Source organism: Paenibacillus sp. S25 (assembly GCF_019454085.1).
Taxonomy (GTDB): Bacteria; Bacillota; Bacilli; order Paenibacillales; family Paenibacillaceae; genus Paenibacillus; species Paenibacillus polymyxa_B.
This window is the reverse complement of sequence record NZ_CP073683.1, coordinates 3,959,445-3,973,711: the sequence shown is the minus strand read 5'-3', so window position 1 is coordinate 3,973,711 and position 14,267 is coordinate 3,959,445. Positions and strand designations below refer to the sequence as shown.

The following is a 14,267-nucleotide window of genomic DNA, read 5'->3' as shown; positions in this document are numbered from 1 at the left end:
GTAGGATCGCAATCAAGTAGGGTGGAACCGCGGGAGTCAGCTCTCGTCCCTACGTCTGTACAGGCGTAGAGGCGGGGGCTTTTTGCTGTCTCTAGCAAGGCTTTTGGGATAAAATAGCCCTGTACATACGAGCTTAATGAGAAGAAATCACCAACATTTGAGGGAATTGGAAAGGGAGCGTGTACCAATGAATTTTCAGCAGATGATTTTAACGCTGCAACAATTTTGGGCTGAACACAACTGTATTATTGTACAGCCGTATGACACGGAAAAAGGGGCAGGCACGATGAACCCGATGACGTATTTACGTTCGATCGGACCTGAGCCTTGGAATGTAGCTTATGTTGAGCCTTCTCGTCGTCCGTCAGACGGACGTTATGGTGAGAACCCGAATCGCCTGTATCAGCATCATCAGTTTCAAGTAGTTTTGAAGCCTTCACCGGATAACATTCAGGAATTGTATTTAGAGAGTTTGAGCCGTTTAGGCATTAACCCTCTGGAGCATGATATTCGTTTCGTTGAAGACAACTGGGAAGCACCAACGCTGGGAGCGTGGGGCTTAGGTTGGGAAGTATGGCTGGACGGTATGGAAATTACCCAATTCACGTATTTCCAGCAAGTGGGCGGTATTGATGCCAGTCCGGTTGCCGTAGAAATCACGTACGGTATGGAGCGTCTTGCTTCCTACATCCAGGACAAGGAGAATGTGTTCGATTTGGAGTGGGTCAATGGAATCACATACGGCGATGTCTTCCACCAGCCTGAATTTGAGCATTCCAAGTATACGTTTGAAGTATCTGACGTCAAAATGCTCTTTACTCTTTTTAATATGTACGAAGAAGAGGCAAATAAAGCGATGGCGCAGCATCTTGTATTTCCAGCCTATGATTATGTGCTGAAATGTTCTCATGCGTTCAACTTGCTGGACGCTCGCGGAGCGATCAGTGTGACGGAACGGACTGGGTTTATTATACGAGTGCGTAATTTGGCACGTCAGGTGGCTGCGACCTATCTGGAGGAGCGCGAGAAGCTGGGCTTCCCGCTGTTGAAGAAAGGAGGTGCGGCAAATGTCTAAGGATTTATTGTTTGAGATCGGGTTGGAAGAAGTCCCTGCACGTTTTATCCCGAATGCAATTCAGCAGTTGAAGCAGCGTATGACGGCGTGGCTTGACAGTTCACGTATTGCTTATGGTGCTGTAGAGGCTTATGCTACACCTCGCCGTTTGGCGGTACTTGTCAAGGAAGTAGCGGAGAAGCAAGAAGATATTAACGAAGAAGTTAAAGGTCCTTCCCGCAAAATCGCACTCGACGAGGCTGGTAACTGGAGCAAGGCTGCACTAGGCTTTGCTCGCAGCCAAGGTGTTGATCCTGAACAGTTCACATTCAAGGAGCTTGGAGGCGTGGAATATATTTACGCAACTAAGAGCAGCATAGGTGTACCAACAGCGGATGTACTGTCCGAAGGTTTATTGCACATTTTACATGCCATGACATTCCCTAAATTCATGCGCTGGGCAAGTTATGACTTTAAATTTGTTCGTCCGATCCGCTGGTTGATTGCCTTGTTTGGTAGCGATATTGTTAATTTGGAGATTGCCGGCGTGCAGTCAGGAAATGTGACAAGAGGGCATCGTTTCTTGGGACAGGATGCCGTAGTAGAAAGTCCAGCTGACTATGTTGAAGTGCTTCGCAAGCAGCATGTCATTGTGGACATTGAGGAACGTCAATCGCTTATTGTAAAGCAGATTGAAGCGCTGGCTGCCGAAAAAGATTGGACGATTGCGGTCAAGGATGATTTGCTGGAAGAAGTGCTGTATTTGGTGGAAACCCCAACAGTACTGTTCGGAGGTTTTGATCCTGCGTTCCTGAACATTCCGAAGGATGTGCTCATTACTTCCATGCGCGAACATCAACGCTATTTCCCAGTGCTGGATCGCACAGGAGAGCTATTGCCATACTTTGTTACGGTACGTAACGGAGGAAGTCAATCACTGGAAGTCATTGCTAAAGGGAATGAAAAAGTATTGCGTGCGCGGTTGTCTGATGCCAAATTCTTTTATGAGGAAGATCAGAAGCTGGAAATTAAGGATGCACTCTCCAAATTGGAAAGTATCGTTTTCCACGAAGAGCTGGGAACGGTTGGAGACAAAGTACGCCGTATTCGCCGTATTGCTGATGCTCTGGCAGAGAAGCTTCGCGTTTCCCCAGATACACAGGAATCGGTTAGCCGAGCAGCGGATATTTGTAAATTTGACCTGGTAACACAAATGGTATATGAGTTCCCGGAACTGCAAGGTGTGATGGGTGAGGATTATGCTCGTAAGGCTGGAGAGAAGGAAGAAGTGGCAAGAGCGGTGTTTGAGCATTACCAGCCGCGTTTTGCAGGAGAAACGGTTCCTTCAACGAATGCTGGAGCAATTGTAAGTATCGCAGACAAGATAGATACCATTACAGGCTGCTTCTCCATCGGTATTATTCCAACAGGTTCACAGGACCCTTACGCGCTGCGTCGCCAGGCAGCAGGTATTGTGCAGATATTGTTGGATCGCAAGCTTTCGGCTACGTTGTCTGATGTGTTCAATATCGCGCTCGAGGTGCACGGCAACCTTGGAAATATGAAACGTTCCGCGGATGAAATACGTAAAGAATTACATGAGTTTTTCGGATTACGCGTGAAGAAACTATTGTCCGAGACACTTCGTTATGACGTTGTGGATGCAGTGCTTGCAGCTGGATATGACGATGTTGCTTCCGTGGTTAAACGCGGAACTGCGTTAATGACTGCCGTACAAACAGGTGAGGTATTCAAAGCAACAGTTGAGTCCTTTAATCGTGTAGGTAATCTGGCTGCTAAAGCAGTTCATAAGTCAGTTAATACCGGTGAGTTTACGGAGCAAGGCGAAAAAACGCTTTACGAAGCATGGTATAGCGCTTATGAATCTTATAGCGTAGCTTTACAGGAAGGTGATGCGACACGGGCGTTAGCGCTTGCTTCATCCATTACCCCTGCGGTGACGGCGTTCTTTGATTCCGTTATGGTTATGGCTGAGGATGATGCTGTTCGTAATAATCGTTTGGCATTGCTGGCTGCTATTGACTCAGAACTGAAGCGTTTTGCCGATTTTTCCAAGCTTGTAGTTTAAACGTCAGTTGTGGTAGTATGAACAACTTGAAAAAATGGGTATAAATATACGGAACGGTGTAAGAGTAATCTTGCAGCCGTTCCGTATTTTACTCGAATGCGGATGGAGATGGGGGATGCTCATGGAGGGAACCGGAACTTTACTGGATGTGCGGATCGTTGTTGACGGGGACGCTTGTCCTGTTAAAAGTGAAATTGCGGAGATAGCTTCCCGTTTTCATATTGAGGTTATTATGGTATCTTCATATGATCATCTCATTCAGGGCAGCAAAGGCGTAAGCGTCGTTAAAGTAGACCGAAGCGACCAAAGTGCCGATCTCTATATTGCCAATCATATCCGCCGCGGCGATATTGTAACCACCAATGATTATGGTCTTGCTGCACTTGCCTTGGCAAAAGGTTGTGAAGTGATGTCTTTTCGCGGAGCTATGTATCGAAACGATTCGATAGATTTCATGCTTGACCGACGCCATACTTCTGCCAAAGAACGGAAAAAAGGACGTTATGGAAAAGGTCCTAAACCGTTTACATTAGAGGATCGTGAAGTTTTTCAACATAAACTGACAAAACTTTTACTTCGCTTGCAGGAGAATGAGTAACGGTATCGAATTATATTTACGTGCTAAAGAGATGAAGGTGGTTAATATGAGTGCCGGACAAGGTAACATACCGGACGATATCATTGAGTCGGTTTTACAACATCATGATATTGTAGATACGGTAAGCAAGTACGTGCATTTGACCAAGCAGGGGAAGTATATGAAAGGCCTCTGTCCTTTTCATTCCGAAAAAACCCCTTCATTCACCGTGACACCGGATCGTCAGATTTTTTACTGCTACGGCTGCGGCGCGGGAGGCAATGCCATCAAGTTTATGATGGAAATCGAAGGACTATCCTTTCCCGAAGCTGTCAGGACAATGGCAGAAGAAAGTCATATCCCGCTCGGCGAATGGCAGGGACGTGATTCATCGCATCAGCATCCTGAGTTGGACAGGCTGTTGCAAGCGTATGAGTTAACTTCTAAGATGTACCATTTTTTGCTTAAAAATACGGAGCACGGCAAACCAGCGATGGAATACTTGCGTTCACGGGGATTCAGTGACAAGATCATTGATCAATTTCAAATTGGCTATGCACCCAACCGATGGGATACGATCGTTCAGTTTCTGGAGAAGCGTTCTTTTGATCCCGTGGAGATGGAAAAGGGAGGGCTTATTTCTCCCCGGCATGAGGGTGATGGATATGTGGATCGATTCAGAGATCGTATCATGTTTCCCATTTGGAATCGCAACGGAAAAGTTATTGCCTTTGCAGGCCGTATACTTGGTGAGGGACAGCCGAAGTATTTGAATTCACCGGAGACCAAGCTATTCAACAAGAGCCGAACGCTGTACAATCTTCATCATGCTAAAACCTCAATTCGCAAGCTCCGCCAGAGTGTTCTTTTTGAAGGCTACGGTGATGTCATCTCGGCATGGGAAGCTGGCGTACAAAATGGGGTGGCCGCCATGGGCACTGCTCTAACGGAGCACCATGCTACGATGTTAAAAGGACTGTGCGACGAGGTCATTATTTGTTATGATGGTGACCGGGCAGGACAAGCTGCTGCGCTTAAAAATTTTCCGCTGTTGGAAAATGCGGGACTTCACGTGAAAGTAGCGCTGGTCAGTGACGGTATGGACCCGGATGATTTTATCCGGCAATACGGCGGCGAACGATTCCAGCGCCAAATTATCGAAAGTGCTGTTTCAACGGTGAAATTTAAGCTTATATATCTGAAAAAAAACCATATACTGCAAGAGGAAGAAGGAAGAATCGCGTATTCCCGCGAAGCATTAAATGTCATTGCACCTCTGTCATCCCCGACCGAGCGGGAAGTGTATCTGCGCGAAGTATCAGCCGAAGTCAAGGTGGATTTTGAAACCTTGAAGCAAGAATGCAATTTACTCCGTCAATCCCTGCAAAAAAAACAGAACTTTGGGGATAATAACGAAAATGGGTGGAATAATGGTAGGCATAAAAAAGGGCAGGTCTCCACACCTAATTTGTTGCCAGCTTACCATGTGGCTGAGCGCAGGCTGCTTCACTGGATGATGCAGGATTTAGAAGCTGCAGAGTATGTAGAAAAGCATCTGGGCGACGCCTTTAATATTGAGGATCATGCAGCAATTGCTGCTTATCTATATGCCTATTACGCGCAAGGGAAGTTACCGGATACAAGCCGTTTTATTTCATCTTTGCAAGACGACCGGCTGGAGAAGAACGTAAGTTCGATCATGATGATGGATGCTCCAGGCGTATGGGCACCGCACATTTTGGATGATTATATTCATCAGGTGCGAAAATTTCCATTGCAGGAGCAACTGGATTTGAAAAGGGAAGAAATGAGAGCCGCTGAGCGCTTAGGTGACTTTTTGCGCGCAGCACAAATTGCAAGTGAGATTATAGCCCTAGAGAGACAATGAACACACAGAGGTCGGATGTTTCTAGGGAGGAGGGAGTCGAAAGATGGCGAATGATCAGCATACTGAACTGGAGACGGAACTAACACTGGATCAGGTCAAAGATCAACTGATTGAGTTGGGTAAAAAAAGTTCTTCTCTGAACTACAAAGATATCATGGAAAAACTGTCGCCGTTTGATCAGGACCCCGAGCAAATGGATGAGTTTTATGAGCAACTGGGTGACTTGGGGATTGAGGTTGTGAATGACAACGACGAAGAAGTTACCAGATTGCGTCAAAATGACGACCCGGAAAACAATGATGGGGATGATTTTAATTTCGATGACGATCTGAGCCTGCCTCCCGGTATTAAAATTAATGACCCGGTCCGGATGTACTTGAAGGAAATCGGTCGTGTACCGTTGCTTTCTGCTGATGATGAGGTGGAGCTTGCCAAACGGATCAATAACGGCGATGAAGAAGCCAAGCGTCGGTTGGCAGAAGCGAACTTGCGTCTGGTTGTAAGTATTGCCAAACGTTATGTTGGTCGCGGAATGCTTTTCCTGGATCTGATTCAGGAAGGTAATATGGGTTTGATTAAGGCAGTAGAAAAATTTGATTACGAAAAAGGCTTTAAATTCAGTACGTATGCAACCTGGTGGATTCGTCAGGCCATTACGCGCGCAATAGCCGATCAGGCGAGAACGATCCGTATTCCGGTGCATATGGTGGAAACGATCAACAAGCTGATTCGTGTATCGCGTCAACTGTTGCAAGAGCTGGGGCGCGAACCTACGCCGGAAGAAGTAGCTGCCGAGATGGAGCTGAGCGTAGAAAAAGTACGGGAAATTATGAAAATTGCCCAAGAACCGGTTTCATTGGAAACACCAATTGGTGAAGAGGATGACTCACATCTGGGGGATTTCATTGAGGATCAAGAAGCATTGGCGCCTGCAGATGCGGCTGCCTATGAACTTCTGAAGGAACAGCTCGAGGATGTACTGGATACGTTAACCGAACGGGAAGAGAATGTTTTGCGTCTCCGCTTTGGTTTGGACGACGGAAGAACCAGAACCCTTGAAGAAGTGGGTAAAGTGTTCGGTGTTACACGTGAACGTATTCGTCAGATTGAGGCCAAAGCGCTGCGTAAGTTGCGCCATCCAAGCCGCAGTAAGCGACTGAAGGATTTCCTCGAATAGAAGCGTAACATTGCGGACCTTCTGCGGCTTGAAGCGCGCAGGAGGTCTTTTTTTATCTCATGGCAGCCTTGGTGGAGGGGAAGAAGCTTGGACCAGGAGAAAAAACGGGCAATACTGTTACATGAAATTGAGCATTGGCGGCGAAGTCGGCTGCTCCCTGAGCAATATTGCGATTTTTTGTCTAACCTGTATCGGGAGGACGAAGATCCGTCGCAGAGCCAGAACCGTAACAACACCGGGCTGCTTACATATCTTAGACACGGGCATGGGATCGCCTGGCTTCTTGGTTTTGTCATTATTTCCTGCATTTGTTTGATCGGTTTTTATTTTACCGCTTTTCCGTTGGCAATGCAAATATTCTCGGCAAGTGCAGTTACTGCGATTTGCTATGGAGTGGCCGCATTTTGGCGGTCTTCCGAAAAGAGTATGAGTGTGATGTTGAGCACTTTAGGCAGTGCGATTATGCTGGGTTCGGGTGTGTGGATCATTCAGCTCCATCAAGGTGAAGCTAAGGTTTGGTTTCTTTTGCTCGTAGGCCTATGCGGTGTGGTTTGGTGTCTTGTGGGATTAACTTTGCGGATCAACTTACTTCATTACTGTGGTCTTGCTGGGCTGCTTTTAGTGTACGCGGTCCTTATAGGCCGCTCCTGGCCTACAGCAACTTTAGTGATGCTTGAGGCATTTTGGATTTTGCACGCAGTATTGTTGATCTGGCTAAGCTGGTGGGTACATCGCCGCTTTCCGCGTCTCGCTTTGGTTTATTTCGCTATAGGCATGACACTAGCATTCATGGCTGAAGCAGACACGATTATCCTGCGCCATCAAGCGGCGGATGATGTGGTGTTTTACAGCATACTGAAGTTGGCATTTGTTGTAGGGATTTTATTTTGGACTCGAAAAAAATGGATTACGTGGGTGACGTCATGAAACTTTCTCAACGATTACAATATATTATGGAACAAATTCCTGCCGGGAGCAGACTTGCGGATATTGGCTCGGATCATGGACTACTCCCTGTGGCTGCAGTGCGTAGTGGCAGAGTACCGCAAGCCGTGGCGGGTGAGGTCAACGATGGTCCGTTGCGTGCGGCTCAAAAGCAGGTGGCCGAAGCAGGTCTTACTGATCGCATTGCGGTTAGAAAGGGAGATGGATTGGCTGTAATTAAGGCCAATGAGGTTGATGTTATTACGATAGCTGGCATGGGTGGTGCCTTGATCGCCTCCATTTTAGAGCAAGGGAAAGACAAGCTTGTTTCAGTGAAACAACTTGTTCTACAGCCTAACGTAGGCGAGGATATCTTACGCCGTTGGCTCATCGAACATCAATGGGTACTTACAAGTGAACATATTATGGAAGAAGACGGGAAAATATATGAGATTCTGACGGCCGTACCTGATTCGGTAAGCCCACTGAAACAGGATGCGCTGTATCAACCATGGAAACTTCCCGACAGTTCGCTGATACTGACACAGGATTTGTTAATGCAACTCGGACCGCTATTGGTCAAAGCACCGAATAAAATCTTTTTTTATAAATGGAAATTGGAGATTCGCAAGCTTGAGGATGTGCTGGCACAAGTGGCACGATCAGATCAGGAGTCCGCACAGCATAAGCGGGAACAATTGCGCAAGCAAATTGAACAGCTAGAGGAGGTACTTGCATGTTTGCCAAAGGACAGACAGTAATTAGCTATATGGAGCAGCTGGCTCCGAAATACTTGGCAGTTCCGGACGATAGAATCGGGCTTCAGCTGGGTAGTCTGCAAAAGGAAATCAAAAACATATTAGTAGCCCTGGATGTTAATGATGAGGTTGTCGAAGAGGCAATCCGCATAAAAGCTGACCTCATTATTGCGCATCATGCGATTATATTCCGCCCACTTAAAGCTTTGAATACGGATCAGCCTGCTGGCAGATTGTATGAAAAGCTGATCAAGAATGATATTGCTGTCTACATCAGTCATACGAATCTGGATACGGCTGAGGACGGCATGAATGACTGGATGGCGGAAGCTCTGGGTATTCAAAGTGAAGGTACGCTGGAGGATGTTCACACCGAGCAATTATTCAAGCTTGTCGTTTTCGTACCCAAAACACATCATCAACGGGTACTGGATGCCGTATTGGGGGCGGGAGCTGGACATATCGGCAATTACAGTCATTGCAGCTTTAACATTGATGGCTACGGAACTTTTGTACCGGGTGAAGGCACACAGCCGTTTTTGGGTGAGCAGGGTAAAATGGAACGTAGTGAGGAGGTTCGTATTGAGACCATTGTACCGCAGGGGGTACGCAATAAAGTTGTTCAAGCGATGCTGAAGGCTCATCCTTATGAAGAGGTGGCCTATGACCTGTACCATATGGATTTGCAAGGCCGTAGCTTTGGTTTGGGGCGGGTCGGCAAGCTCAAGGAGACCTGCACGTTACGGGAGTTTGTAGATGTTGTAAAAAACGGTCTCAACGTCGAGCATGTACGTGTGGTGGGCGACTTAGATCGTACGATCAAAAAGGCAGCAGTGCTTGGGGGCTCTGGCAGCCGTTATGTGAACAAGTCGCTCTTTAAGGGAGCTGACGTATTAGTCACGGGGGATATTGACTATCACACGGCTCAGGATGCCCTTATGGCGGGGATTGCTATTATTGACCCTGGACATAATGCTGAAAAGATTATGAAGCCTAAAACCGTAGAATGGATACGCAAACGCTTGGCAGAAGGTCGGTATTCAACGGAAGTACATGTATCTCAGGTAGAAACCGAGCCTTTTCAATTTTTGTAAAATCTCAACATCTATGAGAAAATGAAGATGCTCTATTATTTTTTTTCGTAGGGAGAGGTTCTATGCGGACGCTGATAGCTGATTCTGCAATTCATGCCTATCCAGGCATGGTCGCTGTTGTTACTTCCCGCTATGAGGGGGAAAATAATGTAATGGCCTCAGGCTGGCATACCTATATCGGATCATCACCGGGCATGTATGGCATTTCACTGAGGAAGGAAACATATTCTCACGGTCTGATCGAGAAAAGCGGAGGCTTTGGTATTCAGTTTCTGCCTGCACACAGATCGGAATGGATTCAGGCTGTAGGTACCTTTAGTGGTAAAGATGTAGATAAGTTTCAGCAGTTTGGCATTGCATATGAGGATGGAATTTCAGTCAATGTGCCTATATTGCTGGAGGCTTATCTTGCTTATGAGTGTAAAGTCGTGGATATTCATACCTATGGAGATCATGATTGGATCGTCGGTGAAATACAGCAGACCTACCGAGATGATGAACTGTTCCTAGATGAGGACGTTCCTAATTTTAGTAAGCTTTCTATCCCGCTATACGTTGGAAGGTCTGCTTATTATGTGGCGGATGATTCATTGCAGAGAAAGGTGCATCCGTTTTATTTGAGCAAGTAAACAGAGATCTATACGTTTTACAATATTTTCAGGGTTGTATCATGCGCGCGTTCCCTGTATACTATGTAATGTTGTTCGGAAAGTTTGACAGACAATCGCTGGTGGCGTGTGCCACGAGAGGAAAGTCCGGGCTCCATAGGGCAGGATGCTGGATAACGTCCAGTCAGCGCGAGTTGAAGGATAGTGCCACAGAAATGGACCGCCGATGGCCGCTTGCGGCACAGGCAAGGATGGAACCGAGGTGTAAGAGACCCCGAGGAACGCTGGTGACTTCGTTCCTGGTAAACCCCATCTGGAGCAAGACCTAATGGGACACAGCTTCTTCGCGAAGCAGCCTTAGCCCGAGGCGTGTCTAGGTTGGTCGCTGGAGCTGGATAGCAATGTTCGGCCTAGATAGATGATTGTCGCTTGTAGTGGGAGGGTAGTTCCCGTCTGTACCACGAATAGCACAGAACCCGGCTTACGGAAAACTTTCCCCACTGCAACACCTTAAAATGTATAAATTTAACTTTTGTAAATGACCTGTTTGCGTGAAAGCTTTTAATCCAAATGTATTTATTGAATTAAAAAGGGTGTGTCATATTCCAACGGGAATCATGGCACACCCTTTTTAACATACCGTATTTACGCAGAAATAGTGCCTTCTTGGAATGAAGCCCCCAGCATAATTACTGGGGGCTTTCATTTTAATTTTTACTTCCTCTACCGTAAAACCGTTCGAGGATGAGGCACGTAGTTAGCGTATCAACGCATTTGAATCTGTAGAAGCGAGCCTGCACCTTTGTCCCAGATTCCACCATACTATTCAAATTCCAAACGAATCAGGGGGTAACAGCGATCGTAAAATCAAATGATTCGTGAAGCGGCCTTACGTACATATCCTGCCAACTCCATCATCGCACGCTTTTTACCACACTTTCCTCTGTGTACATCTTCAGTGCTCGATCCAATCGGTCAACCGCTTTAGGAAGCAGGGAAGGATCCGTATGCGTGAAGTTGATCCGCATGTGGTTGCTGCCACTTAGGTCAGCATAGAAGACTTGTCCGGGGACAAATGCGACTCCTTCCTGAATTGCGAGTTGCAGCAACCGATCAGAACGGAAGCCCTCGGGTAGGGTAACCCACATAAACATACCGCCAAGTGCATCATTCCAGGTGATTCCTTCCCATTGACGTTCTTTCATCAGCGACGTGAGACGTAGCATACGAGAATGGTACTCAGCGGACACGGTACGAATATGTCCGTCCAAGTCAAAAAAGTCCAATAACTCATTCAAAGCACGTTGATCAATACTGCTGGAGTGCAGATCGGCAGATTGTTTGGCATTGGCGACTTTAACGACAATTGCTTGATTAGCTACCAGCCATCCAGAGCGAACACCAGGAGCAACGGTTTTTGAGAATGTAGAAGTGTACATCACATGACCGTCTCCACCTAGTTGTTGATCAATTGAGAAAAGGGATGGAAAGTTAAGGTTTTCGTCAAATTTAAGACGTCCGTAAGGATCATCTTCAAAAATCAAAGTGCCGTATTTACGGCATAGTTCAACAACGCCTGTTCTGCGTTCCATACTCCAAACACTTCCTGCCGGGTTGGAGAAGGTGGGGATGACATACACGAATTTAGGCTGATGTTTTTTGATCTTGGCTTCAAGATCTTCTAATTGCATACCGTTAGAGTCTGTATCTACACTTACAATGTTGGCACCATAGGAATTAAATACCTGAAGAGCTGCCAAATAAGTAGGGGACTCCACCAATACAGTATCCTGCGGATCGAGCAACACACGCGAAACCAGATCAATGGTCTGCTGTGAGCCCGTCGTCATGATGATATTATCTCTGGTGACGGAGATGCCTTGGGATGACATGATTGCTGCAAGACGTTCCCGTAGAGGAATGTAGCCCTCGGTTAGGCCGTATTGAAGAGCGGTAGTACCGCCAAGACGAAATACCCGCTCATAGGCTTTAGCAACAGCTTCGATGGGGAAAAAGGCATCGGCCGGAAGGCCACCTGCCAGAGATAACACATCTGTTCCCTGTGTCAGCTTTAAAATGTCCCTTACCATGGACGAGCCCTGAGTACGAGCCATACCCGAAAATTTGTGTTCCAATCCAATCATCTCCTGTGTTCTATACTGTACTATGAAATTTGTTGTATTATATCGATAATGAAGTATAACAGTAAACGTCTAAATGTAACAGTTGATTTTTGGAGGGGACGGTTCCGATGCATATTGATCTCAGCCGCAATAGCAGTGTCAAATTATATTTACAGATTGCTAAAACATTAGCAGATCGCATCCAGTCTGGATTGCTGCCTCAGGGTACAAAGCTTCCTTCTGTCCGTCATCTGTCCAGTCTGCTTGCGGTAAGTCCCGTAACTGTAAGCAAGGCGTATGCTGAGTTGGAGTCTATTCATTTGGTTACCTGTACACAGGGAAAAGGTTGCTATGTAGCGGAGCCTTCGGTAGCTGTTCAACGTGAGGGAGCACAGGATTTGTCATGGCAAATGTCGCTGATCGATTATTTGCCGCGCGCACAGTTATGGAGAAACTTTAACCATAGCAGACAGTTTCCTTATTCTTTTCATATAGCAGCAATTCAACCGGAGCTTCTTCCTACACGCGAAATCATCGCTGATACTCAACGTCTATCCTCTGGAAATCCCGATGCAATGGCAGCATACGGGACTTTTGAAGGTGATTTAGCGCTGAGGGAAGTGTTTACAGATCACCTGAACGAACGCGGTATATGCACAGTGGCAGAACAGCTGCTCGTAACCAGTGGTGCCCAACAGGGCATTGACTTGGTGGCACGGACCTTTGTTGGTTCTGGTGATGTTGTCTACATGGAGGCTCCTACATATACGGGGGCCATTGATGTGTTTACCAGTCGTGGTGCCAAAGTAATTATGATTCCGATGGATGAGCAGGGCATGAGGATCGATATCCTCACGCGTCTCTGTGACACTCATCCCCCAAAACTGATCTACACGATACCCACCTTTCATAATCCTACCGGAGTAACTTTAACGATGGCCAGACGCACACAATTACTGGATCTAGCTCAAAGTTATCATTGCCTCATTGTTGAGGATGATCCATTTTCCGACCTATATTATAAAACAAAGCCGCCACTCTCTATCAAGGCGCATGATCAGTCCGGTCATGTGATATATATCAAAAGCTTTAGCAAAACCGTTGCTCCCGGCTGTCGTATAGCTTGTGTAGCGGCCACTGGCAGTGTAATGGATCGTTTGGTGGCTGCCAAGTCTACTACGGATTTGGGGAGCCCTCTATTAACGCAAAAAGCGCTACTGCCCTTTATCAGGAATCAACTGGATCAGCATCTTGTTTGGTTGCGGGAACAAATGCGGGATCGGTTGACAGTCGCATTGCATACGCTCCAGCGCTATGCTCCGCCAGAGGTCAGCTGGTATGCTCCCGAAGGCGGCTTAAATGTGTGGATTAAGCTTCCACCTAATGTTGATATTCCAGAATTGGAGCGGCTGGCTGACCGAGAAGGAGTTTCCTTTTTACCTGGTGCAGTATGCTATGCAGGTGGTATGGACAGTAACCATATCCGTATTTCTTTTTCGTATGCGGACAAGGAAACACTTAAAACAGGTCTTCACAAACTGTGCCGTTTGTTGGGCGAACTGCTTGATCATTCGGTCATTGTTGAACGGAAGCCTATTTTATAAGGGATATTTGTATTAGGGGGTAAACATCCAAGCACAGCACCCGCCTTCTTAATATGCTGTACTAATTCACCGAAAGGAGTTGCACATTATGAGTCATTGCCCTTACGACCCGATCGTGTGCCCGCCGATCCAATTTGTAAATCATCAATTTTTCCCACAAGTCGTGCCTGTGGTTCATCCGATTGAAATTGTTAATCAGACGCACATTGTACCTGTACCTCATCACGTATTTCCGGTGAGTATAAAGGACCCTGGAGAACCTTGCTGTCATACTCGCAGCCATGGCAAGCGTCCTGTTCGCAGTAGTTCCAAGCGTTAATAAAGCCCAAAAAAGCAGCCATGGAGCAACATGGCTGCTTTTTTCCAATAAG

The 14,267-nt window shown here is 46.7% G+C and carries 12 protein-coding genes and 1 other RNA gene; 12 read left to right on the top strand and 1 reads right to left on the bottom strand.

Annotation, left to right across the window (positions count from 1 at the left end; all coding sequences use genetic code 11):
- Nucleotides 1-187 precede the first annotated feature (187 nt).
- The 10 genes from glyQ (at nucleotide 188) to rnpB (ending at nucleotide 10,668) form a co-directional block, all read left to right on the top strand.
- Complete coding sequence (gene glyQ / locus KAI37_RS17330) at nucleotides 188-1,075, top strand: glycine--tRNA ligase subunit alpha (protein ID WP_023989480.1); 888 nt, start codon at nucleotides 188-190, stop codon at nucleotides 1,073-1,075.
- On the top strand, nucleotides 1,068-3,143 hold the full coding sequence (gene glyS, locus KAI37_RS17325) for a glycine--tRNA ligase subunit beta (protein WP_220029887.1): 2,076 nt from the start codon (nucleotides 1,068-1,070) through the stop codon (nucleotides 3,141-3,143). The genes glyQ and glyS overlap by 8 nt, the downstream gene beginning before the upstream one ends.
- 121 nt (nucleotides 3,144-3,264) lie before the next feature.
- On the top strand, nucleotides 3,265-3,741 hold the full coding sequence (locus KAI37_RS17320) for a YaiI/YqxD family protein (protein ID WP_025722119.1): 477 nt from the start codon (nucleotides 3,265-3,267) through the stop codon (nucleotides 3,739-3,741).
- Complete coding sequence (gene dnaG, locus KAI37_RS17315; RefSeq protein WP_025722118.1) at nucleotides 3,734-5,608, top strand: DNA primase; 1,875 nt, start codon at nucleotides 3,734-3,736, stop codon at nucleotides 5,606-5,608. The genes KAI37_RS17320 and dnaG overlap by 8 nt, the downstream gene beginning before the upstream one ends.
- A 43-nt stretch (nucleotides 5,609-5,651) precedes the next feature.
- Nucleotides 5,652-6,785 carry an RNA polymerase sigma factor RpoD gene (gene rpoD, locus KAI37_RS17310; protein ID WP_007431230.1) on the top strand — a complete coding sequence of 378 codons (1,134 nt, stop codon included), beginning with the start codon at nucleotides 5,652-5,654 and terminating at the stop codon, nucleotides 6,783-6,785.
- Between the two features lie 87 nt (nucleotides 6,786-6,872).
- Nucleotides 6,873-7,712 carry a hypothetical protein gene (locus KAI37_RS17305; protein WP_220029886.1) on the top strand — a complete coding sequence of 280 codons (840 nt, stop codon included), beginning with the start codon at nucleotides 6,873-6,875 and terminating at the stop codon, nucleotides 7,710-7,712.
- Nucleotides 7,709-8,470, top strand: a complete 762-nt coding sequence (locus KAI37_RS17300) for a tRNA (adenine(22)-N(1))-methyltransferase (protein WP_071641801.1) — start codon at nucleotides 7,709-7,711, stop codon at nucleotides 8,468-8,470. Before KAI37_RS17305 ends, KAI37_RS17300 begins: the two co-directional genes overlap by 4 nt.
- On the top strand, nucleotides 8,446-9,561 hold the full coding sequence (locus KAI37_RS17295; protein WP_076293506.1) for a Nif3-like dinuclear metal center hexameric protein: 1,116 nt from the start codon (nucleotides 8,446-8,448) through the stop codon (nucleotides 9,559-9,561). Before KAI37_RS17300 ends, KAI37_RS17295 begins: the two co-directional genes overlap by 25 nt.
- A gap of 62 nt (nucleotides 9,562-9,623) precedes the next feature.
- Nucleotides 9,624-10,190, top strand: coding sequence for a flavin reductase family protein (locus KAI37_RS17290; protein ID WP_220029885.1), 567 nt, complete (start codon nucleotides 9,624-9,626; stop codon nucleotides 10,188-10,190).
- Nucleotides 10,191-10,269: 79 nt separating this feature from the next.
- Nucleotides 10,270-10,668: RNase P RNA component class A (gene rnpB / locus KAI37_RS17285), an RNA gene on the top strand.
- A gap of 415 nt (nucleotides 10,669-11,083) precedes the next feature.
- Here rnpB and KAI37_RS17280 read toward each other — a convergent pair.
- On the bottom strand, nucleotides 11,084-12,304 hold the full coding sequence (locus KAI37_RS17280; RefSeq protein ID WP_076293504.1) for an aminotransferase-like domain-containing protein: 1,221 nt from the start codon (nucleotides 12,302-12,304) through the stop codon (nucleotides 11,084-11,086).
- 116 nt (nucleotides 12,305-12,420) lie between these two features.
- On the opposite strand from KAI37_RS17280, the gene pdxR reads away from it, so the two are divergent.
- Nucleotides 12,421-13,896 carry a MocR-like pyridoxine biosynthesis transcription factor PdxR gene (gene pdxR / locus KAI37_RS17275; protein WP_076293503.1) on the top strand — a complete coding sequence of 492 codons (1,476 nt, stop codon included), beginning with the start codon at nucleotides 12,421-12,423 and terminating at the stop codon, nucleotides 13,894-13,896.
- A gap of 88 nt (nucleotides 13,897-13,984) precedes the next feature.
- Complete coding sequence (locus tag KAI37_RS17270) at nucleotides 13,985-14,215, top strand: hypothetical protein (RefSeq protein WP_071558470.1); 231 nt, start codon at nucleotides 13,985-13,987, stop codon at nucleotides 14,213-14,215.
- Nucleotides 14,216-14,267: the final 52 nt, after the last annotated feature.